A 20,551-nucleotide genomic window follows, 5' to 3' on the forward strand; every position below is an offset into this window, starting at 1 on the left:
ATGACTCGCACCGTGCTCGTCGCCTACGGCAGCAAGAAGGGCTCGACGGCGGAGATCGCCCAGTTCATCGCCTCCATCCTGCGCGACGAAGGAGTGAAGGCCGACGCCCGGCCTGCGGCCGAGGTGCGTGACATCCGCTCGTACGAGGCCGTCGTACTCGGAGGCGCGCTGCGCAGGGGACGCTGGCACCGGGATGCACGGCGCTTCGCCCGGCGCCATCGCCGTGCTCTGGCTGGGCGGCCGCTGTGGCTGTTCAGCAGTGGCCCCCTCGGCCCGTCGGCACTGGAAGGGGACGTCCCTGCCGTGCGCGGGGTCCACCAGGTCGAGCGTCGACTGGGAGCGCTGGAGCACATCACGTTCGGCGGACGGCCGGCAGACGGAGCGCGAGGGCGCATCGCCCGGGTGGTCCTTGAGGAGGACGGCGACGACTGCCGCGACTTCAAACGGATCGCCCTGTGGGCCGAATGCATCGCCGCCTACCTGACCGCGATACCGAGGCGGGGCAGAACTGGCCCTGTTGGGGCCGTAGACAGGGCCGCCCGGCCCCTTCCCCGGCGCCGATCGGGTGACAGACGCTGAGCACAGACAGCGGCCCCGCAGGAGAACCGGCGAGTGCGGCCCGGACGGCTCACCGGTCATCACAGAGGAATCCGAGCGCTCGAAACGGAGGCCCAGCAATGAGCACCCCCTCCCCCATCCGCATGACAGCCGTTCTGTCCCCCGAGCACCGTGCCCGGCTGCTGGGCACAACCCGCGACGTCAGATTCCCTGAGGGAACCCGCATCTTCGAAGAAGGCGGCCGCGCCGACCGGTTCTGGATCATCCAGTCCGGCACTGTCACTCTCGACATCAAGGTTCCGGGACGGCGCCCGGCGGTGATCGAGAACCTGGGCTTCGGTGAACTCGTGGGCTGGTCCTGGCTGTTCCCTCCGTATGTGTGGCAGCTCGGCGCCGAGGCCATGACGCCCGTACGCGCCCAGGAGTTCGACGCGTCAACGGTGCGGATGATGATGGATGCCGACCCTGCCTTCGGCTCAGCGATCGGAAACTGGGTCGGCAGGGTGCTCGCCCACCGGCTGCATGCCGCCCGTATCCGCCTGCTCGATCTGTACGCGCCGCACGGCAGCGGCATGACTCTGTGACCCCGACGTCCGAGAGGCCCGCCATGCCCGATTCCCCGCACACAGTGAGCGATGTCATGACGCACACCGCAGTCGCGGTGGGGCGCCGTGCGACCTATAAGGAGATCGTGGAGCTGATGGAGCAGTGGAAGGTCAGTGCCTTGCCGGTGCTGGAGGGCGAGGGCCGTGTGATCGGCGTGGTCTCGGAGGCCGATCTGCTCCCCAAGGAGGAATACCACCTCGACGACCCTGCACAGGCAGACCGGCCGCTGTCAGACATGGCGAAGGCGAGGGCGGTCTCGGCGGAGGAGCTGATGTCGAGCCCGGCCGTCACCGTTCACCCGAGCGCCACGGTCGCCGAGGCCGCACGGATCATGGCGCGCCGTCGGGTCAAGCGCCTGCCCGTGGTCGACGATGTCGGCCTGCTGGAAGGTGTCGTCAGCCGCAGCGACCTGCTGAAGGTGTTCCTCAGGCCGGACGAGGCCATCGCCGACGAGATCCGTCGTACCGTCATCGAGCACCTTCCACCCCCGGCACGAGTGGAAGTCTCCGTCACCGACGGCGTGGTCACCCTCCACGGCAGCCTCCGGGACCGGGCGCTGGTCACCCTGCTTGGCCGGGCCGCCCGCGCGGTCGAAGGCGTCGTGGACATCCGCCTGAGCCTCAACGACGAGGCACCCCCACCGCCCTAGGCATCAGCACGACAGCCCGGGCGCGTCAAGGCGAACGACAGCCCCGGCCCGTCAAGGCCCGGGCACGTCAAGGCGAAAAGGGCCCATCCGGTTCTCGCGGATCCTGATTGCGTGGTGCACGGCCACGAGCCGCTTCTCCACGTCCTCGTCAGGGGCCCTTTCCGTCAATTCCATGGAAACACGGGGGGCGGGCTGCTGCCAGGGCCGAACAGCCCCACCTTCGGTGCCGCTCGGCCCAACCCCTCCCTTACCGCTTGACGGCTACTGCTTGACGACCAATCGACGCAGCCACGCCTGCCTGCTGAGGCGGGCTGCGGCGAATCCGGCCAGGCCCACGGCGGCGGCCGCAGCGACCTCCGTCCCGCCGAGCGGGTCGGTCTCAAGTACAGAACGCAGGAACGGTACGTACAGTGCCGCCACCGCGAGACCGGCCGAGGCGAGCACCGCCGCCGGCAGGAAGAGGTTTTCCCGCGTGAAAAGGCGGTCCCGCAGCCCCATGACGACCCCGAGCTGGGCGGCCAGCAGGGACAGGAACAGCACACTCTGCCAGGCTGCATCCACGGCATGAGCCGAGAGGCCTGCAGCGAGGCTTGCCATGGTGACCATGGCTGCGAGGAAGAGCACCCGTTGCCACAGGCCGTGCCCCAGCACGTGCTGTTGCGGCGGGCGCGGGGGCCGGTGCATGGCGCGAGGGGACACTGGCTCCGCCCCCATCGCCACCCCGGTCAGGCCATGGGTGAGGAGATTGATCCACAGGATCTGGCCCGCACGCAGCGGCAGTGACAATCCGAGCAGCGGGCCCAACAGCATCACCAGGATCTCCGCGGTGCCCCCGGCGAGTCCGTAGACGAGGAAGCGTCGGATGTTGTCGTAGACGCGGCGCCCCTCCTCGACCGCCGCGACCACGGTGGACAACTCGTCGTCGGTGAGCACCAGATCGGCCGACTGTCTCGCCACCTCGGTGCCTCGCCGCCCCATGGCGACGCCGATGTCCGCCTGTCGTAGTGCGGGTCCGTCGTTGACGCCGTCACCGGTCATCGCCGTCACATCCCCGCGGTCGCGCCAGGCTTCGACGATGTCCAGCTTCTGCTGCGGGTCCGTGCGGGCGAACACACTTACCGCCGTGAGGTCGTCGACGGCTCCTGCCGCCAGGGACTGACCTGTGACGACCTCGCCCGGCTCGCTGTGGGGGGACAGCAGGCCGACGCGCGTCGCGATGGCCCGTGCGGTGGCGGGATGATCACCGGTGATGAGGACGGGCGTGATGCCCGCGGCCCGGCACGCGGCCAGCGTGGCTGTCGCCGCCGGCTTCGGAGGATCGTTGATCGCCGCCAGACCGAGCAGCCGCAGCCCCGACTCGGCATCCGCTGCCCGCGCCGGAGCCTCGGTCCGCTCGCCGCAGGCCACGGCCAGCACCCGGTACCCCTGCGCGGCGAGCAGCGCTGCCTCGTCCCGGGCCCGATCGAGGAGTTGCGCGGGCTCGTCGAGCACAGCGGGGTCGAGGACGGCTTCCGGAGCGCCCTTCAGACACACCGTCAATGACCCGGACGGCGTTCGGTGGAGTGTGCTCATCCGCTTGCGGAGGCTGTCGAACGGCGCTTCGTCGGTCCTCGGGTAGGTCTGCTGGAGCGTGCTCGGTTTCTCGCAGCGTGCTTTGGCCGCGGCCGTCAGGAGCGCGGCTTCGGTGGGGTCACCGAGGGCAGTCCAGCGGCGCCCGGTGTCGTCGGACTCGTCCGGGGGGCGCAGCGCGGCGTCGTTGCACAGCGTTGCGGTGGTCAACAGCTTTTGTACGGGGCCGAGTTCGGCGGGCTCCGCTGCCCGGCCGTCGACGCGAACGTCACCGAACGGCTCGTACCCGGTGCCTGTGAAGTCGACGGCTCCTTCAGCTGTCCATACGCGCTCGACGACCATGCGGCCTTCGGTGAGAGTGCCTGTCTTGTCCGTCGCGAGTACGGTCACCGATCCGAGCGTCTCCACGGCGGGGAGGCGTCGTACGACGGCGTGGCGTGCGGCCATGCGCCGCGCGCCCAGGGCCAGTGCCAGCGTGACGACGGCCGGGAGCGACTCGGGTACGGCGGCGACGGCGAGGCTGATCGCGGTTACCGCCATGGTGCCCGGCGCCAGGCCACGGACCAGCCCCAGGGCGAACACCAGCAGGCACAGTGCCAGGGTGGCCAGAGCGAGAACCCGTCCCAGTGCGGCCAGGCGCCGCTGCAAAGGTGTCGCCTCGAGTCGCCCTTCCAGCAGTGCGGCAATGCGGCCCAGTGCGCTGGCGGCCCCGGTGGCTGTCACCGTCGCGATGCCCCTCCCCCGGACTACGACGGTGCCCGCACTCAGCGTCGCAGCCCCCGGCCGTCCGGAGCGCAGGTCCTTGTCCACGGGTACGGATTCACCGGTCAGCATGGACTCATCAAGGAGCAGCGCCGATGCTTGCGTGAGGAGCGCGTCGGCGGGAACGATATCCCCTTCGCCGAGCGCCAGCACATCGCCCGGGACAACTTCGGCCGCGGGCACCTCCCGCTCCGAACCGCCGCGCAGGACACGTGCGTTCGGGGCTGACATGGCGGAGAGTGCGGCAACGGCGTTGTCGGCCCTGACCTCCTGGATCACCCCCACCGTGGTGTTCACTACGATCACGAGGGCGATGACGACGGAGTCGGCGTGGTCCCCGATCGCGACGGTCAGTGCCACGGCCCCCAGGAGGACCATGATCAGCGGGTCTCTGAGCTGCGCCACCACGCGCGTATGCAGGCGCACGGTTCTCCGGGCGGTCACCTCGTTGCGGCCGTAGTCGGCGAGGCGGCGTGCCGCATCCTCCTCCGTGAGCCCTCGGCTCCGCTCGTCGGTAACCGGAGGCGTGTGGAGGGGGCGCGAGGTCACGTGAGTGCTCCGATCGACTGCGACAGGGCCCGCGTGAAGCGGATGAGGTCATGGCGTCGCGAGGCGCCGTTCACGGCGTGGGAACCGTGATCACCGGGCACAGCGCCCGGTGCAGCACGCCGTGGACGACCGATCCCAGCATCATGCCGCTGTATCCGCCCCGGCCCCGGCGGCCCACCACGACTGCCAGTGCGTGCTCGGAGGCCCGCGCAAGCTCCTCGACCGGATGCCCGCGGACCACCTCGTGTGTCAGGGCCACATCCGGGTACTTCTCCGACCAGCCCGCCGTTGTTTCCGAGAGCAGCCGTCGGCGCTCCTGCACCGCCTCCGCCTCGTCTGTGAAGGAGACCACCGGGCGCTGCCACACCCAGAGGGCACGCACGCCGGCCCCCCGCAGGCTTGCTTCTTCGAGGGCCTGGGCGACGGCGGCGCCGGAGGTCCGGCTGCCGTCGACGCCGACCACCAGGTAGGGCGGCTGCTGCGACACGTGCTCCGGCTCTCCCACGACGACGACCGGACACTTCGCCTGCGCACTGACAGGCACCACCACCGAGCTGGCGCTGAGGAACTCCTCCACCCGGCCGAGCCGACGCGAGCCGAGGACCACCATCCGGGCCTGCTCCGAGTGGCGGCAGAGCGCCGGCGCGGGAATCCCGTCGAGCAGGTCCGTGGTCAGCTCAAGCTTCCCGTGCCGCTCCTGTGTCCATGCGGCAGCGGAGGTAAGCGCCTCGGCTCCTCGACGCCGCAACTCGATGTGGTGCGAGCCGGCATCGGCGTGGCGTGTGTCATGCGACGGCGGCACGGCCAGCAGAAGCCGAAGGGCAAGCTGTCGGCGGTGGGCCTCGTCGGCGGCCCAGGCAAGTGCGGGGCGGGACTGGTGCTGCGGGTCGATGCCGACGATCATCTCGCGCCGCTCTGCGAGGGCTGTCACTGTTCCTCCCGGTGTCGCTTGCTCTCGCGCGGAATGAGCTCCACGGGGCATTCGGCGTGATGGAGAACCGCATGCGTCACCCGTCCCAGTGTGGGGCCGAAGGCATCGGGCGGCCGCCGACCGCCCATGACGAGCAGGTCGGCCTGACGCGATGCCTCCACGAGCGTCCCGGCGACGGAGGTGCCCTCTTCCACGTCCGCGGTCACGGTGAGCTCGGGGAATTCGTCCCGGATCCGGTCGGCCACCGCGGAAACACCGTGCAGGTGCCGCTGGGCGATCTCGTCGACGTCGTCCAGCATGGTGGCCACCATGCCCACGTACCGCAGCACTTGCCAGACGCCCAGCAGACGCAGCGACGCCTTGCGCAGTTCCGCCGCGCGCGCCGCGTGCCGGACGCAGCCGAGGTCGTCCTCGTCTCGGACTGCGGCCACCACCACACCGGTCCCCGCCCCTTGTGCTGCACCCCTGACCACCACGACGGGGACCGTCGCACCCGCCGCCACTCGGAGCCCGACGGAGCCGAGCAGCAACGCGGCGAAGCCTCCGTAGCCGCGGTTCCCCATGACGATCGTGCCGCCGCTGCCTGCAGCGTCGAGCAGGCTGACGGTTGGCTCCCGTGGGCTCAGTTCCCTGTTGATCTGCAGTTCGGGGTACTGCTCCGCCAGCCGGTCCGCCGTGTCCTTGAGCACGTCGCGCCCGCGCTGGCGCACGCGCTCGACCGTCTCGACCGAGGCGTACATGGCTCTCCGGTAGGTGTCGGCGGCGTAAACGAGGCGCAGCGGCCTGCCGCGCCGGTCGGCCTCGGCCGCGGCCCAGTCCGCAGCCGTCGCCGCATTCGCCGAACCGTCCACGCCCACGACGACCGTCCCGAGTTCCGCGCCGCCTGTCGTGCTGATGCGCATGGCTCCTCCTCGCCGAATGCCATCGGGGATCACTCCTGACGGTGTCACCACGAGTTCAGGATGGTGAGGGCCGCAGGGGCCCCCGCCAGGGCCGAAGGTCCCTCTCCGGCCGAAGCTGATCCATTCGGTCCGCTCCAGGGACCTCTCGGCCCTGGGCACGCGGGCGGGATTCGTTCCACGCTGTCATTCAGGACGGCCTGATCCAGCACGTGATGGAAAGGACTGGCGAGCCATGAGGCACCGCAGTGTCGCGGACCTGATGTCCCCCACGGCCGTGAGCGTGCAGCGGGGCACCCCATTCAAAGAGATCGCCCGCCTCCTCGACGAATACGGCATCACCGCCGTACCGGTGATCGACGTCCACGAGCGGCCCGTCGGAGTCGTCTCCGAGGCCGACCTGCTGCGCAAAAAGACAGCGAGAGACACCTCCAGCGTGGCCGAGGAACTGATGTCCAGTCCGGCAATCGTCGCGCAGCCGGGGTGGAGCGTGGTCCGCGCAGCCAGGGTCATGGAGAAGAAGAGGATCAAACGGCTGCCCGTCGTCGACGAGTCTGGCCGTCTGGTCGGCGTGATCAGCCGCAGCGACCTCCTGCAGCTGTTCCTGCGGCGGGACCGGGCGATCCAGGAGGAAATCCTTGAGGACGTCGTCACCCACACCCTCGGACTGCCGCCCTCTTCGCTGACGGTCGAGGTCACCGACGGCAGAGTCACGCTCAGCGGCACTGTGGCGCGCAAGAGCCTGATCCCGATCACCCTGCGGCTGTGCGAGAGCGTCGACGGAGTGGTGGATGTGGTCGACCGGCTCGCCTACGACGTGGACGACTCGGCGGCAGCGGAGGGCGGCGACCGCCATGTCTGAGGTCACCACGACCGATCTGTACGAAGTGACGATGGCCATGTCCTACCTGCGGGAGGGGATGCGTGCTCCGGCCACTTTCAGTCTGTTCGTGCGGGAATTGCCGCCAGACCGCGGGTTCCTGGTGGCCGCCGGCCTGGAGCCGTCGCTCGACTACCTGTCCCGTTTCCGGGTCGGTCCGCATGACGTGCGGGAATTCGCCGAGGCCCTGCACCGGCCGGCCGCGGACCTGGAGCCGCTGCTCGGCCTGGGATTCGACGGCGAGGTGCGTGCCGTCCCCGAGGGGCGGCTCGTGTTCGCCGGAGAGCCGCTGCTGGAAGTGACCGCGCCGCTGCCCCAGGCCCAGCTCGTCGAGACGTACCTGCTCACTCAGCTGTGCCATCAGACGGCCGTCGCCTCCAAGGCGGCCCGCTGTGTCATAGCCGCCGCGGGGCGGCCCCTGGTGGACTTCTCATTGCGTCGCACGCACGGACCGCAGGCGGGATTCCAGGCCGCCCGGCTGGGCGCACTGGTCGGCTTCGCGGGCACCAGCAATGTCGCCGCGGCCACGAGCCTCGGCATACCCGCTTCGGGCACCATGGCTCATTCGTACATCGAAGCCTTCCCGGGCGAGGAGGAGGCGTTCCGGGGGTTCGCACGTGCCCATCCAGGACCGGTGACCTTCCTCGTCGACACGTATGACACCGATGGCGGAGTCGCGATCGCGGCGCGGGTGCTCAAGGAGCTCGGGCGCGGTTCCGGCTGCGCCATTCGCCTCGACAGCGGTGACCTCGGGGCTCTCGCGTTCAGGGCGCGGGACATTCTCGACGCCGCCGGGCTCACAGATGTCCGCATCATCGCCAGCGGTGGCCTGGACGAGTACGCAGTGGACGAGCTCGTGCGGGCCGGCGCCCCGATCGACGTGTATGCGGTGGGTACCCGCGTCGGCGTGGCCGCGGACGCGCCCTACCTCGACGCGGCGTACAAACTGGTGGAGTACGAGGGGCGGCCGGTCATGAAGCTCTCCTCCGCGAAGGTCACCGCCCCTGCGCCGAAACAGGTCTTCCGCCGGTCCGGCCGCGCCGACGTACTCGGGTTGTGGAACGAGGACCCATCGCCCGGCGCAGAACCTCTGCTCCGCACGGTCATGCGCGGGGGCCGCAGGACGGGGAGGCCGGACAGCCTGTCGGACGCTCGCGCGCGGTTCGACGCCGACATCGCCGCTCTCCCGGCATCGGCACGGCGTATCCACAGCCCCGAACCACTCCGCCCGGTCACATCCGGGCGACTGGCCGCCATGTCGGCCGCGGTACGTCGCCGTATCGAGGAGGAGATACGGACATAAAACTCAGCGATGTCGCAAGCGTGATGGTGGGCGATGTGATTCGGCCACGCCTGCCACGCCGTTCAAGGACGTCGCCAGACTGCCCGCCGAGCAACCGGTGGGTGCTGCGGCTCGTCGCGTACGCGGGTCTGATGACAGTACCCGCCGTTCCTGCTGGACATGGGTGGCGCTGATACAGCCTGCCCACCGTGATCAGGGCAGGTCCGGCGAGGCACCAGGGCCGGTCGGTCCCATCGGGGGCCCCTCGGCCCCTCCTGTCACGCCGGCCGGACCATGACGCTGGAACTGTGGCTGCACGCGCGGCCCGGAGGAGGTCCGCACCATGACTCGCCATGTGACCGTCGGCCTGGACGGGTCGCCCGAGAGCCGCGCCGCCGCCGCTTGGGCTGCTGAGGAGGCATTGCTGCGCGAAGTGCCCCTGCACCTCGTTCACGCGGAGGAGTGGCCCACGACCGCGGCCATTCCCATGGTCGGACCCGAAGTGCAGCAGCGGTGGGCCGACAAGGTCCTGGCCGATGCCGCCGACGAGCTGAGGCAGCGCCATCCCGGACTGGAGATCACCACACGACGGCTCTCCGGAAGGCCCGCCGCCGCCCTCCCCATCGAGGCGGGTGACGCGGAGATGCTGGTGCTCGGCTCACGGGGGCTTGGCAGCATCATGGGCTTCCTCATCGGCTCGGCCGGAATGGCCACGGTCAGTGCCACCGAGCGGCCGGTCGTGCTGGTGCGAGCCCCCAAACACCACGACAAGGAGCCCCGGACCGGATCCGGCGACGCCGAGCACACCGACACCCCATCGGTGTACCGCGACGTGGTCGTCGGCCTCGACATCCACCAGTCCTGCGACAAGCTCCTGGCCTTCGCCTTCGACGAGGCCGCACGCCGTGGCTGCACACTCCACGCCGTACACGGCTGGACGCTCCCCCTCGTGTTCAGCTACGCACCGATGCTCGACCCCGGCATCCAGCTGGAAGTGGGCCGGCAAGTCGAGCATGCCCTCAGCGACATGCTGCTGCCGTGGCGGCACAAGTTCCCGTCTGTGCAGGTTGTCGAGCGGGCTCCCATCGGTTCGCCAGCGCAGCAGTTGGTGTACTCGGCGGCCGACGCGGATCTGGTGGTCGTCGGCCGGCGCCTGCGCCGGGCTCCCCTGGGTGCGCACATCGGCCACGTCGCACACGCGGTCATGCACCACAGCGCCGCACCTGTCGCCGTCGTCCCCCACGACTGACCCCTCGGCAGGAGGATCAAGTGCCCTCACCACCGCTCGACCCGACCACCGTGACAACCCTTGTCGAGGACGCCTCGGCAGCCCCGTCCATGCACAACGCACAGCCCTGGAAGTTCCAGTACCTGAGCCGCACCGGAACGATGCAACTGCGCGCCGATCCGGAGCGCACGATGCCCAAGTCGGACCCGACGCACCGTGCCGTCCATCTCGGCTGTGCCGCAGCGCTGTTCAACCTGCGAGTGGCCGCCGTGCACACCGGCCGGGAACCGGTCACCACACTGCTCCCCGACCCCACCGACGCGTGGCTGCTGGCCGAGGTGAACCTCACCGAACCCGCGGGCCCCGAGCACGATCTCGCCGTACTCCACCCCGCTGTCCGCCGACGGCACACCAGCCGCCACCCCTTCACCGACGAGGAGATCCCGGACGACATCCTGGACGGGCTGCGCAGCGCCGCCCTGCTCGAAGGTGCCCGGCTGTACGTTCCCGACGCGTGGCACGTGAAGTCCGTACTGAACTTGGTGCACGACGCCGAGGGCCGTGAAGCGCTCCACCCCGACGTGCGGGAAGAGATGGCACGCTGGACGGACACGGGTGCCAAGGGCGACGCTTCACGGCGGGAAGGAATCCCCGCATATGCCTTCGGCCCCCGTCAGCACGATGTCACCGCTCCCATGCGGGACTTCGCCGGCCGGCATCCCGTTCCCGGCCGTGGCTCCGCCACCTTCGAGAAGCAGCCCCGCCTCGCTCTGCTCGGCACGGCCGGCGACCGGCCGGAGGACTGGCTGCGAGCAGGTCAGGCGATGGAGCGTGTTCTGCTCCAGGCCACGTTGGACGGGCTGGTCACGTCCCTGACGTCGCAGGCCCTCGAATGGCCGGAACTGCGGTGGGCCGTACGCGACCCGGGGTCGCCGATGGGTCACGTACAGATGGTGATCCGCCTCGGATACGGCCCCGAAGGTCCCGCGACCCCGCGCCGGTCGGTGAGCGATGTCCTCGACATCACGTGACCCGCACCGGTGCCCGGCCGGCCTCTTGGGTCGGCTCGCTGCAGGGACCCAGTAGTGGCCGCCCCGACGGATGTACTGACTCCCGGCGGCTCCGGCGGGGAAACTTCGGGAGATGCCGACGGCCTCGCCATACGGACGCTGCCGCCCACCGACGTGTACTCCGCACTGGACACGTCGCCCCGTGGCCTGACGACCGAGGCAGCCGACACCAGACTCCGGCGGTTCGGGTCCAATGAACTCCCGCGCGCAGCGCACCCAGCCATGTGGCGGCAACTGGCAGCCCAGTTCACGGACCTCTTCGCGGTCGTCCTGCTCGTCGCTTCGGCGATCACCGCCCTCGCGTACACACTCCAGGAGCCAAGGGATCCCGGCACACTGCAACTCGCGGTGGCGATCCTCGCAGTGGTGGTCCTGAACGCGTCCATCGGGTTCGCCCAGGAATACTCGGCCGAGCGGACGGCGGAGTCGCTGCAGGCGATGGTGCCGCACACCTGCCGGGTGCTGCGCGACGCCGTGCTCCGGGAACTGCCCGCGCGGGAGCTGGTGCGGGGGGACGTGGTGATTCTCGAGGCCGGGGATGCCGTCTCCGCCGACTGCCGCCTGGTGGAGGCGCACGACATCACCGTCAACAACGCCGCGATCACCGGGGAGAGCGACGCGGTCGGCCGCGGCCACGAGCCCGATCAGCAGGGCCCGGTCCTGGAGGCGCGCAACTGTCTTTTCATGGGCACCGATGTCGTGGCGGGAACCGCAAAGGCTGTGGTCTTCGCCACGGGCCGGTCGACCGAGTTCGGGCGGATCTTCCAGCTCACGGCCGCCGCACCACGGCAGAAGACTCCGTTGCAGCATCAGGTCGCCTCGATGGCGCGTCGGGTGGCGGGTGCGGCACTGGCTGTCGGATCGCTTCTGTTCGCCGTACGGCTGCCCGCAGGGCAGGACCTCGTGTCGGCATTCGTCTTCGCCCTCGGCGTGATGGTCGCACTCGTCCCCGAAGGGCTGCCCGCCACGCTCTCCGTGTCGCTTGCGATCGGCGTCCGGCGCATGGCTCGCCGCCATGCGCTGGTGAAGCAACTGCTCGCCGTCGAGGCGCTGGGCTCGACCACGGTGGTGTGCACGGACAAGACCGGGACACTGACGCAGGCGGAGATGACCGTCGTCCAGGTCTGGGCCGGAGGCGTCATGCACACCGTGTCCGGAGTGGGTTACGAGCCGGCCGGTGAGGTCACGGATCCCGAACCGGTGCGCGCAGCACTCCGGGCTGCGGCGCTGTGCAGCAACGCTCGACTGGTGCCGCCCTCCGACGGCGGCCGCTGGCATGTGCTCGGGGACACCACCGAGGGTGCGCTGCTCGTAGCCGCCGCCAAGGCCGGGCTCGATCGGGCCGCCGAAGAAGCGGCCGCTCCGCGCGTCGGCGAGCATCCCTTCGACTCCGTACGCAAGTTGATGAGCACGGTGCACTCCGGGGACCACGGTTACCACGCCTGTGTGAAGGGCGCACCTCAGGAACTGCTCGAACGGTGCACGGCCATCGACCGGCAGGGCGAAGTGATCGCGTTGACCGACGCCCTGCGTGCAGAGGTGATGACTGTCAATGACGAGCTGGCCACACAGGGACTGCGGGTCCTGGCCGCCGCCCGGCGGGAGCTGTCAGGCCCGCACCCCGACCGGGACACCGTCGAGTCGGGGCTGACCTTCCTGGGGCTCGTCGGCATGCTGGACCCGCCGAGGCCCGAGGTACGAGAGGCGGTCGCCGCCTGCCACCGAGCCGGTATCCGCGTCGTCATGGTGACCGGGGACCATCCGCTGACCGCTGAGGCCGTGGCCCGGCGCGTGGGGATCGTGCGGCATTCCGCTCCAACGGTCGTAACTGGTGCCCGGCTGAACGAACTGGACGACGACGCCCTCGACGGACTGCTGGCCGGCCAGGGCGATCTGCTGCTGTGCCGGGTCAGCCCGGAGCACAAGATGCGTGTGGTCACCGCCTTCCAGCGGCGTCTCGAGGTGGTCGCAGTCACGGGCGACGGCGCAAATGACGCCCCGGCACTGAAGCACGCCGACATCGGTGTGGCCATGGGCGCGTCGGGAACGGATGTGGCTCGGGAAGCCGCCGTCATGGTGCTGCTCGACGACTCGTTCGCCTCCATCGCCACGGCGGTGCGGCTGGGCCGTTCCGTCTACCAGAACATCAGGAAGTTTCTCGTCTACGTCTTCAGCAGCAACATCGGGGAACTCGGCCCAATCATCGCCGCGACCTTCGCCGGGTTCCCCCTGGTTCCGATCAGCGCGGTACAGATCCTTGCCATCGATCTGGGGTCGGACGTCCTGCCCGCACTCGCCCTCGGTGCCGAGCGCCCGGAGGACGACGTCATGGACCGTCCCCCACGCTCGCGGCACGAGAGGCTGTTCTCGGCGGCCGTGATGGGCCGCATCCTCTTCCTGGGCGGGATCCAGGCCCTGTGTGGGTGTGCCGTCTTCTTCTGGCACGTCAACGGTTCAGGCATTCCGTTCTCCCACTTCACCGAGGACAACGCCGTCTACCGGGAGGCGATCACTCTGGTGCAGGCCGGGATCGTCATCAGCCAGTTCTTCATCGCCCTGACATTGCGCACAGAACGCGAAAGCGTCTTCCGGGCCGGTCTGCTGAGCAATCCCTGGCTGCTTGCCGCCGGGGGTATAGGGCTCGTCTGGATGTCGGGCATCAGCTATTGGCCTCTGCTCCAGAACGTGTTCAACACGGCCCCCATCGCCGTCACGGACTGGGCGGTCCTCGCCGTACTCGGCGTCCTGCCGCTGGCCGCCGATGAGGCCCGCAAGTGGTCGCTGCGGCGACGCCACAGCTCCAGAACCGTCGAGCAGGGAGGAAAGCGATGAGGATCATCATCGTGGGCTGCGGCCGGACGGGATCCGCACTCGCCGTCCGGCTCAGCGAGGAGCGCCATGACGTACGGCTCGTCGACCGCGAACAAAGCAGCCGACGGCGCCTGCCCGCAGGGTTCCCCGGCCAGTTCCTCGAAGGGAACGGATTCAGCCGGGCCGTCCTGGAGCAAGCGGGTATCGAGCACGCCGACGCGCTCGTCGCCGTCACCTCCGGGGACAACACCAACATCGTCACCGCGCGGACCGCGAAGGACACGTACCGGGTACCGATCGTGCTCGCCCGCATCTACGACCCCTGGCGCGCCGACATGTACCGGGAACTGGGCATCCCCACCATCGCCAGTGTCCGCTGGACCGTGAACCAGATCCATCAGATGCTGCTGCACCGCCATCTCACACCGGAACTCGCCTTCGGCAACGGCGAAACGCTCCTGGTCCGTTCGCAGCTCCCGGCCTACCTCACCGGGCGCCGGCTCGCCGAGTTCGACGTCGACAGTGAGATCCGTGTCGTGGAAGTGACGAGAGCGGGCCGCTCGCTGGTGCCCGCCCACGGCACGGCAGCCGAGCCCGGAGATCTCGTCACCTTCGCCGTCGCCGCCACCGCGCTCGGCCGTCTGCGTGGCTTTCTCGACAAGGAGCTGGGGACATGAAGGCCCTCATCGCGGGCGCCGGGCGACTGGGCACCCAGATCGCGCAGGTGCTCGCCGCCGCCGGGAACGACGTCACTGTGGTGGACGCGGACGCCGACCGCATCAACGCGCTTCAGGGACAGCTCGCCGTACGCCTCGTCCTGGGGGACGCCTGCGAACCCGCGTGTCTGGCCCAGGCCGGCGCCCACACGGCCGACCTCGTCATCGCCGCCACGGGAGAGGACGAGGACAATCTCGTCATCAGCCTTCTGGCCAAACGGCAGTGTGCCGCGCCACGCGTCGTGGCCCGCGTCAACGACAGTGAGAACGCCTGGCTGTTCGACCAGCGCTGGGGTGTCGACATCGCCGTCCCCGCTGCCACTCCGCTCATCTCCCTCATCGAGGAGGCAACCGGTGCCACCGATACCGTGGCCCTGCTGCGCCTCAGCAAGGCGGGCGTCGACATCATCGAAACCGTGATCACCACGCACTCTCGCGCAGTCGGCAAACCCCTCTCGGACATCCCTCTGCCCGACGGAACCGTCGTCGCCACCGTCATACGGGAAGGCCGGCCGACCGTGCCCGGACCGGCCGTCCGCCTCCAGCCCGGTGACGAGTTGCTTCTCGTCTCGCACAGCGCCACCGAGCAGGAGATCCACTCGGCATTCCAGTGAGCGCGCCCATGGGGCCGAAGCGGGCCCGAACGATCCCGCGCCGGGACCTGTCGGCTCATCCGGGCGAGACGCCCGGAGTGTGACAGTGGAGGCCGACACCGCGAAGCGAGGAGTGTGCAGCCATGGAAGAAGAGACAGTCTCGAACCCGGCGGCGGCGCCGACGGCCAGGTCGAAGCCGGCCCTGTTGTCCTTTCTCGGCGGTGTCGGCACCGTGACGGGCAGTAAGTTCCTCGTCGAGAGCGATCACGCCCGAATCCTGCTCGACTGCGGCCTGTTCCAGGGGCTCGCCGACCTCCGGCGGCGCAACTGGCGGCGCCTGCCGTGCGATGCCTCCGACATCCACGCCGTGGTCGTGACACACGCCCACCTCGATCACTGCGGTTATCTTCCCCGTCTGGTCCGGCAGGGTTTCCGCGGGCCCGTACTGACCAGCGCGCATACCGCGCGGCGGGCCGAGATCGCCAATGTGCCGCACTTCTCGGCGCACGCCGACGCGGGACAGATCATCGACTGGCTTCGTGGCGCTCCCGCGCCCAGCACGACATACATGGTCCACGGTGAGCCCGGCGCCGCCGGGGCGCTCCGCGACCGTCTCGACCAGGAGCTGGGCTGGACCACGGTCGTGCCCCGCTCAGGTGAGGCCGTTCTGGTCCGCTGATTCCGCGTGCCCGCTGCCGCTGCCGCTGCCGCTGCCCGACGAGTACACCCGATCTCGGACACCCGACCGCCGAGCCACCTTTCCCCATGCCGCCGCGCCATCAGGCCCGGTACGGTAGCCATGACCGCCAGAGTCAGCTGTCGGCCCGTCGAGGCACACCCGGAGGGAGCAGCGGTGGGAAGCTCGGAGTACGGCCGCGTACGGCTGCCGCAGCTGAGGCTGGACGAGCTGCTGGAAGAGCTGCAGGCCCGCCTGGACGCGGCGCGTGGCACCCGGGACCGGGTGCACAGCCTGCTGGAGGCCGTGCTGTCGGTCGGTCGGGAGCTGGACCTGGAGCAGGTGCTGCACAGAATCACTGAGGCGGCGGCCGTGCTGGTCGACGCGGAGTACGCCGCGCTGGGTGTGATCGGGCCGAGCGGGACGTCACTCTCGCAGTTCCTCACGGTCGGGGTCAGCGACGAGGAGATCGCCGCGATCGGCCCGTACCCGTCGGGGCACGGCATCCTCGGCGAGCTGATCACGAACCCCGTGCCACTGCGGCTGCCGAAGATCTCCGAGCACCCTTCGTCGTACGGTTTCCCGCCGCATCACCCGCCGATGAACACCTTTCTCGGCGTCCCGATCCGGGTGCGCGACCAGGTCTTCGGCAATCTCTATCTGACCGAGAAGCGGGGCGGGGTCCAGTTCGACGACGAGGACGAGTCCGTCCTGTCCACCTTGGCTGTCGCGGCCGGGGTGGCCATCGACAACGCCCGGCTGTACGAGGAGGCCAAGCAGCGCGAGCGCTGGCTGCGCGCAAACGCGGACATCACGCACAGTCTTATGTCGGGCGGCCCGCGCAGCGAAGTTCTCACCCTGATCGCCGAACACGCCAAGGAGATCGCCGGCGCGGAACTGGCTGTGGTGGCGCTGCCGATGCCCGACGCCGGCACCCTGGCGGTCGAGCTGGCGATCGGGCGCGACGCGGACGCTCACCGGGGGCTGGTGCTGCCGGTGGAGGGAAGCCTGAGCGGCGCCGCGTTCGCCGCGGGCGTGCCGGTGACTAGCACGGATGTCGCCCACGACGAGCGCGTTTCGGCCGGGCCGCCGCGATTCGCCGGGCTGGGGCCCGCTGTGGCTGTGCCCGTCGGCACCGCGGACGGCGTGCGAGGAGTGCTGCTGCTGGCCCGCGAGGCGGGCTCGACGGTCTTCGCGGACGAGGAGATCGACCCTCTGCGGATTTTCGCCGGTCAGGCGGCGGTGGCGATGGAGCTGGCGGAGCGACGCAACGACGCGGAGCAGATCGCTTTGCTGGAGGACCGCGACCGGATCGCCCGTGACCTGCATGACCTCGCGATCCAACGGCTCTTCGCCACCGGCATGACACTCCAGAGCGCGGGGCGTCTGATCGAACACGCCCCGGCTTCGGATCGTGTGCTGCGCGCGGTTGACGACCTGGACGAGACCATCAAGATCATCCGATCGACCATCTTCGGGCTGCGCTCACGCGAGGCGGGCGGCGGGCAGGGCCTGCGGGCACGCGCGGTGCGGACCGCCGGAGAAGCGGCTCCGGTGCTGGGCTTCGCGCCGAGCCTCCGGATGGAGGGGCTGCTGGACACCGACGTGCCGCGGGAGATTGCCGACCACCTGGTGGCGGTTCTCTCAGAGGCGCTGACCAATGTCGGCCGTCATGCGCACGCCACCCGGGCTGACGTGGCCCTGGAGACGGACGGACGGGAAGTGGTGCTGACGGTCTCCGACAACGGAGTGGGGCTCCCTCCGGACGGGCGCCGCAGCGGCCTGGCCAACATCTCGGAGCGGGCCCAGCAGCTGGGCGGTGAGCTGGAGTTGACCTGCCCCTCCGGTGGCGGGACCTCGCTGGTCTGGCGTGTACCGGTGGGCTCCCCCTGACTCACACGCCCAGGTTCCATCGGGTCAGGGGGCGGACCGCTGCTCGTGCGACGCGCGCGCGTCCGAGCGGAATTCATTGCGGTCCACAACGCGTCCGGTCACTATCTCGGGACGGATCCGGATGAACACTCCGTCCGGCACAGGCACCCACGAATGAGGTCCGGTCCGCAGCAGCCGTTCACGCTCAGCCGGGTCGGTGACCAGGATCGCCGGGCCCATGACCACGACACTCCACCCGGTGCCGGCCGCCTCGTCGAACCGGTCCACCTCGAACGCCACCACGGCCTGGTCCACCGCCCGGGCCACGCGGGAGGCCGCCGAAGTGCGCAGCAGCACGGAGAAGTCGTGATCCAGGGAGAAGTTCACCGGCAGGACGGCAGGCAGGGCCTGGTCGGTGTAGACGATGCGCCCGATCGGCACCTGCCCCAGCAGACGCAGGCACACCTCCCGGTCGAGCTCACGGAAGCCGTCGTGGTGGTGCATAGCGTCCATCCTTAGGGCGGTCCGCCCGGATCGAGGTAGGGCACGCAAGGCCTCGCCGATCCCTCCCTGTTCCGGAACTGCGCTTGTACACTCCCAACGCTCCGGCGTCGGCCGGTGCGTGGGAATGGGCCGAGAGTCCCTGGCAGCGGTGCGAACGGCCCGTGCCGGTCGTTGTGAGCAGCAATGTTCACGGAATAGCACCCACGCTCTGGTACCCAAGGTTCCAGCCTCCGCCGCTCCCGGTTCGCACACCAGGGCCGACCGGACTCGCCAGGGACAGGCCGGTCCGGATCAGGTGATCCTGCGCCGCCACCCCGGACCGACCTCGTCCCACTCCTTCGCCCACTGGTCCATTCGGATGCGGTCAAGTCGCCTGCGTGCGGCACAGCCTGCGGACGCCACCAGTCCACCCCAGGCGCCGAAAGCCAGTGCTCCGGCGGCAACCGCCTGGGCCGCCACCTCCGCGCCGGCGACCGGCGGCGTGGTCGGAGTACCCCAGCGGTCCGTCCAGAACACGACCTTCGATCCGGCAGGGCCGCTCGCCTCGACACTCACCGTCGCGCTGCGGACCACGCCGTATCGGTCCCTCCAGCGCACCGGCGCCCGGACGTGCGTCTTCACACCGTCTGCCGTGGGAATCTCCTCCGGCACGGCCTCGGTGAGCACCGCCTGGACGGGGTAGCGTTCCGCCCGATGCCGCTCTTGGATGTGCACGACGGTCAGGCTCGCTGCGAGGGTGACGGCTGCTCCGCCGACCAACGCCAGCACCCATACGGCCAGCACGATCCAGGCCTCGACCACGTCGCTGCGGCGCCTGAGCGGGCTGCGCCGCCATCGCCAGAACCTCGTGCTCGTACGCCCGTTGCTGCTCCTCATCTTGACTCCACACCCCCTGGTGAGCGGGGACCGTGACACTCCGGGCCTGTGCCCGCGAACGGCGGGCGAGCCATTGACGATCGGGCCGAAAAGGCCCAACCACCGCCTATACAAAGGCCATTCAGTTCTTGTGCGCCCGAGGCGTCGTGTCCCGGTGGGGCACGACAGCCGGCGCTTGTCGCATGGGCCAAACGGTCCGTACCGACCACGGCACGCCCGGGTGTCCCGCAACAGACGCCGAAGCGCTGCCGGCCATCGTGTCCTCCTCCCGTGTCGCGATGGCCGGGGGTGACATCTGCTCACGCTGCCACGGTGCCCGCGAGGCCAGGAGGGCCGCTCAGGCCCAACGTGGGGGCCGAACGTCCCCCTCCGGGCGGAGAGCCGTACACGGATGTCCGTACTGCCCGCGACAGTGGCCCGGCCCTGCGAAGCCGCGAGCCGCCCACAGCCCGCAGAGGTCTCCGGCACGGCCGATCGGCCCCTTGCGGAGGACCTTCGTCCCCTTCCGTCCAGCCCGGCGCAGAACGAGGGTGAAAACCCGGACCGTCGGGGAGATGGCCGAAGGTGATCCGCATCAGAGCCATCGTCCGCCGACAGCCAGTGAGCGACGCCGCCCCTGGACCTGCGCACGCCCTCCGGACACCCGCTCCGCCATTGACCGCGCCTCTCGCGGAGGAGGCGCAGCAAAGGGATGAGGAAGCCATGCAGCACCGCACCGTCGAAGACTTGATGACCCGCGAAGTGGTCCAGACCCGCCCGGACACGCCCTTCAAGGAGGTCGCGCAGTTGCTCGCCGAGCACGGCGTCACCGCTGTGCCCGTGGTCAACGAGCAGGACAACCCCGTCGGCGTGGTCTCTGAGGCGGACCTGCTCCGGCACGAAGCCGCCCGGCCAGATCCAGGGGGCCGTGCGGCGTCCCTGGGGATGCGCCCCCGCGACCGCGACCGCGCCACGGCAGAGACCGCCGAAGGGCTGATGACCTCGCCCGCCGTGACTGCCCGCGCCCAGTGGAGCATCGTCGAAGCGGCCCGGGAAATGACCCGCCACCAGGTCAAGCGACTGCCCGTGGTCAACGAGGCCGGACACCTCGTCGGGATCATCAGCCGAAGCGATCTCCTTCGGGTCTTTCTGCGGCAGGACAGCGCGATCCGCGAGGAGATCACCCGAGAGGTCCTGAGGGACACACTGTCCCTCTCTTCCGAAGAAGTCCAAGTCAGTGTCGTCGACGGTGTGGTGACGCTGACCGGCAGGATCAGGCAGCGCAGCCTCATTCCGATCGCGATGCGGCTGTGCCAGGCAGTCGACGGCGTCATCACCGTGCACGGGGTTCTCGACTCACCCGGCGACGACGAGTTCGGGGCGGCCGAAGCGGACAACCGCCACGGCGCCGTCGGCAACACCCAGCGCCCTTGAACCCATTGACGGGGCAGCGGACTGGCCGACGTCAGTCACGCGAGGCGGGCGGCGTTATGAGCAGTTGTCCCCGCACCATGCTGGCCGCCCTGCCCTTTTCGCGCCT

Annotated in this window: 18 protein-coding genes; 13 read left to right on the forward strand and 5 right to left on the reverse strand. The window is 69.9% G+C overall.

The window, feature by feature from the left end:
- From FBY35_RS01435 to FBY35_RS01445, 3 genes are all read left to right on the forward strand, one after another.
- Positions 1-579: a flavodoxin domain-containing protein gene (locus tag FBY35_RS01435; protein WP_142212027.1), complete on the forward strand. Its 579-nt coding sequence runs from the start codon at positions 1-3 to the stop codon at positions 577-579.
- A gap of 98 nt (positions 580-677) precedes the next feature.
- Positions 678-1,142: a cyclic nucleotide-binding domain-containing protein gene (locus tag FBY35_RS01440; RefSeq protein WP_142212028.1), complete on the forward strand. Its 465-nt coding sequence runs from the start codon at positions 678-680 to the stop codon at positions 1,140-1,142.
- Between the two features lie 23 nt (positions 1,143-1,165).
- Entirely contained in the window at positions 1,166-1,813 is a 648-nt protein-coding gene (locus FBY35_RS01445; RefSeq protein ID WP_142212029.1) for a CBS domain-containing protein, read from the forward strand.
- A 261-nt stretch (positions 1,814-2,074) separates the two neighbouring features.
- Here FBY35_RS01445 and FBY35_RS01450 read toward each other — a convergent pair whose 3' ends face one another.
- The 3 genes from FBY35_RS01450 to FBY35_RS01460 all read right to left on the reverse strand — a co-directional run bounded on the left by FBY35_RS01450 (position 2,075) and on the right by FBY35_RS01460 (position 6,526).
- On the reverse strand, positions 2,075-4,693 hold the full coding sequence (locus FBY35_RS01450) for a cation-transporting P-type ATPase (protein WP_142212030.1): 2,619 nt from the start codon (positions 4,691-4,693) through the stop codon (positions 2,075-2,077).
- A 70-nt stretch (positions 4,694-4,763) separates the two neighbouring features.
- On the reverse strand, positions 4,764-5,624 hold the full coding sequence (locus FBY35_RS01455) for a universal stress protein (RefSeq protein WP_142212031.1): 861 nt from the start codon (positions 5,622-5,624) through the stop codon (positions 4,764-4,766).
- Positions 5,621-6,526, reverse strand: coding sequence for a universal stress protein (locus FBY35_RS01460; RefSeq protein WP_142212032.1), 906 nt, complete (start codon positions 6,524-6,526; stop codon positions 5,621-5,623). The genes FBY35_RS01455 and FBY35_RS01460 overlap by 4 nt, the downstream gene beginning before the upstream one ends.
- Positions 6,527-6,758: 232 nt before the next feature.
- On the opposite strand from FBY35_RS01460, the gene FBY35_RS01465 reads away from it, so the two are divergent.
- The 9 genes from FBY35_RS01465 (at position 6,759) to FBY35_RS01505 (ending at position 17,673) form a co-directional block, all read left to right on the forward strand.
- Complete coding sequence (locus FBY35_RS01465) at positions 6,759-7,385, forward strand: CBS domain-containing protein (RefSeq protein WP_142212033.1); 627 nt, start codon at positions 6,759-6,761, stop codon at positions 7,383-7,385.
- Positions 7,378-8,706 carry a nicotinate phosphoribosyltransferase gene (locus FBY35_RS01470; RefSeq protein ID WP_142212034.1) on the forward strand — a complete coding sequence of 443 codons (1,329 nt, stop codon included), beginning with the start codon at positions 7,378-7,380 and terminating at the stop codon, positions 8,704-8,706. Before FBY35_RS01465 ends, FBY35_RS01470 begins: the two co-directional genes overlap by 8 nt.
- 322 nt (positions 8,707-9,028) lie before the next feature.
- Positions 9,029-9,934, forward strand: a complete 906-nt coding sequence (locus FBY35_RS01475; RefSeq protein WP_186356844.1) for a universal stress protein — start codon at positions 9,029-9,031, stop codon at positions 9,932-9,934.
- Between the two features lie 20 nt (positions 9,935-9,954).
- Positions 9,955-10,944, forward strand: coding sequence for an Acg family FMN-binding oxidoreductase (locus tag FBY35_RS01480; RefSeq protein ID WP_142212035.1), 990 nt, complete (start codon positions 9,955-9,957; stop codon positions 10,942-10,944).
- 54 nt (positions 10,945-10,998) lie between these two features.
- A complete protein-coding gene (locus tag FBY35_RS01485; protein WP_142212036.1) occupies positions 10,999-13,815 on the forward strand; it encodes a cation-transporting P-type ATPase in 2,817 nt (938 codons plus the stop codon).
- The gene (locus FBY35_RS01490) at positions 13,812-14,471 is read left to right on the forward strand and encodes a TrkA family potassium uptake protein (protein ID WP_142212037.1); all 660 of its coding nucleotides are present in this window, start codon (positions 13,812-13,814) and stop codon (positions 14,469-14,471) included. The genes FBY35_RS01485 and FBY35_RS01490 overlap by 4 nt, the downstream gene beginning before the upstream one ends.
- The gene (locus FBY35_RS01495) at positions 14,468-15,124 is read left to right on the forward strand and encodes a TrkA family potassium uptake protein (RefSeq protein ID WP_142212038.1); all 657 of its coding nucleotides are present in this window, start codon (positions 14,468-14,470) and stop codon (positions 15,122-15,124) included. The genes FBY35_RS01490 and FBY35_RS01495 overlap by 4 nt, the downstream gene beginning before the upstream one ends.
- A gap of 122 nt (positions 15,125-15,246) precedes the next feature.
- The gene (locus FBY35_RS01500; RefSeq protein WP_142212039.1) at positions 15,247-15,783 is read left to right on the forward strand and encodes an MBL fold metallo-hydrolase RNA specificity domain-containing protein; all 537 of its coding nucleotides are present in this window, start codon (positions 15,247-15,249) and stop codon (positions 15,781-15,783) included.
- A gap of 174 nt (positions 15,784-15,957) precedes the next feature.
- Positions 15,958-17,673: a GAF domain-containing sensor histidine kinase gene (locus FBY35_RS01505; protein WP_142212040.1), complete on the forward strand. Its 1,716-nt coding sequence runs from the start codon at positions 15,958-15,960 to the stop codon at positions 17,671-17,673.
- 24 nt (positions 17,674-17,697) lie between these two features.
- On the opposite strand, the gene FBY35_RS01510 is transcribed toward FBY35_RS01505, so the two are convergent.
- Together FBY35_RS01510 and FBY35_RS01515 are read right to left on the reverse strand one after the other, a co-directional pair.
- Positions 17,698-18,156, reverse strand: coding sequence for a pyridoxamine 5'-phosphate oxidase family protein (locus tag FBY35_RS01510; RefSeq protein ID WP_142212041.1), 459 nt, complete (start codon positions 18,154-18,156; stop codon positions 17,698-17,700).
- 291 nt (positions 18,157-18,447) lie between these two features.
- On the reverse strand, positions 18,448-19,032 hold the full coding sequence (locus tag FBY35_RS01515; RefSeq protein WP_142212042.1) for a hypothetical protein: 585 nt from the start codon (positions 19,030-19,032) through the stop codon (positions 18,448-18,450).
- A 702-nt stretch (positions 19,033-19,734) separates the two neighbouring features.
- Here FBY35_RS01515 and FBY35_RS01520 point away from each other — a divergent pair.
- Complete coding sequence (locus tag FBY35_RS01520; RefSeq protein WP_142212043.1) at positions 19,735-20,445, forward strand: CBS domain-containing protein; 711 nt, start codon at positions 19,735-19,737, stop codon at positions 20,443-20,445.
- Positions 20,446-20,551 lie beyond the last annotated feature (106 nt).

The organism is Streptomyces sp. SLBN-118, from assembly GCF_006715635.1.
Taxonomy (GTDB): domain Bacteria; phylum Actinomycetota; class Actinomycetes; order Streptomycetales; family Streptomycetaceae; genus Streptomyces.

Bases quoted from the DNA above. Each gene is read 5' to 3' on its own strand.
- FBY35_RS01435 (WP_142212027.1), top strand. From the start codon at position 1: ATGACTCGCACCGTGCTCGTCGCCTACGGCAGCAAGAAGGGCTCGACG.
- FBY35_RS01440 (WP_142212028.1), top strand. From the start codon at position 678: ATGAGCACCCCCTCCCCCATCCGCATGACAGCCGTTCTGTCCCCCGAG.
- FBY35_RS01445 (WP_142212029.1), top strand. From the start codon at position 1,166: ATGCCCGATTCCCCGCACACAGTGAGCGATGTCATGACGCACACCGCA.
- FBY35_RS01460 (WP_142212032.1), bottom strand. From the start codon at position 6,526: ATGCGCATCAGCACGACAGGCGGCGCGGAACTCGGGACGGTCGTCGTG.
- FBY35_RS01465 (WP_142212033.1), top strand. From the start codon at position 6,759: ATGAGGCACCGCAGTGTCGCGGACCTGATGTCCCCCACGGCCGTGAGC.
- FBY35_RS01470 (WP_142212034.1), top strand. From the start codon at position 7,378: ATGTCTGAGGTCACCACGACCGATCTGTACGAAGTGACGATGGCCATG.
- FBY35_RS01475 (WP_186356844.1), top strand. From the start codon at position 9,029: ATGACTCGCCATGTGACCGTCGGCCTGGACGGGTCGCCCGAGAGCCGC.
- FBY35_RS01490 (WP_142212037.1), top strand. From the start codon at position 13,812: ATGAGGATCATCATCGTGGGCTGCGGCCGGACGGGATCCGCACTCGCC.
- FBY35_RS01495 (WP_142212038.1), top strand. From the start codon at position 14,468: ATGAAGGCCCTCATCGCGGGCGCCGGGCGACTGGGCACCCAGATCGCG.
- FBY35_RS01500 (WP_142212039.1), top strand. From the start codon at position 15,247: ATGGAAGAAGAGACAGTCTCGAACCCGGCGGCGGCGCCGACGGCCAGG.
- FBY35_RS01510 (WP_142212041.1), bottom strand. From the start codon at position 18,156: ATGCACCACCACGACGGCTTCCGTGAGCTCGACCGGGAGGTGTGCCTG.
- FBY35_RS01515 (WP_142212042.1), bottom strand. From the start codon at position 19,032: ATGAGGAGCAGCAACGGGCGTACGAGCACGAGGTTCTGGCGATGGCGG.
- FBY35_RS01520 (WP_142212043.1), top strand. From the start codon at position 19,735: ATGCAGCACCGCACCGTCGAAGACTTGATGACCCGCGAAGTGGTCCAG.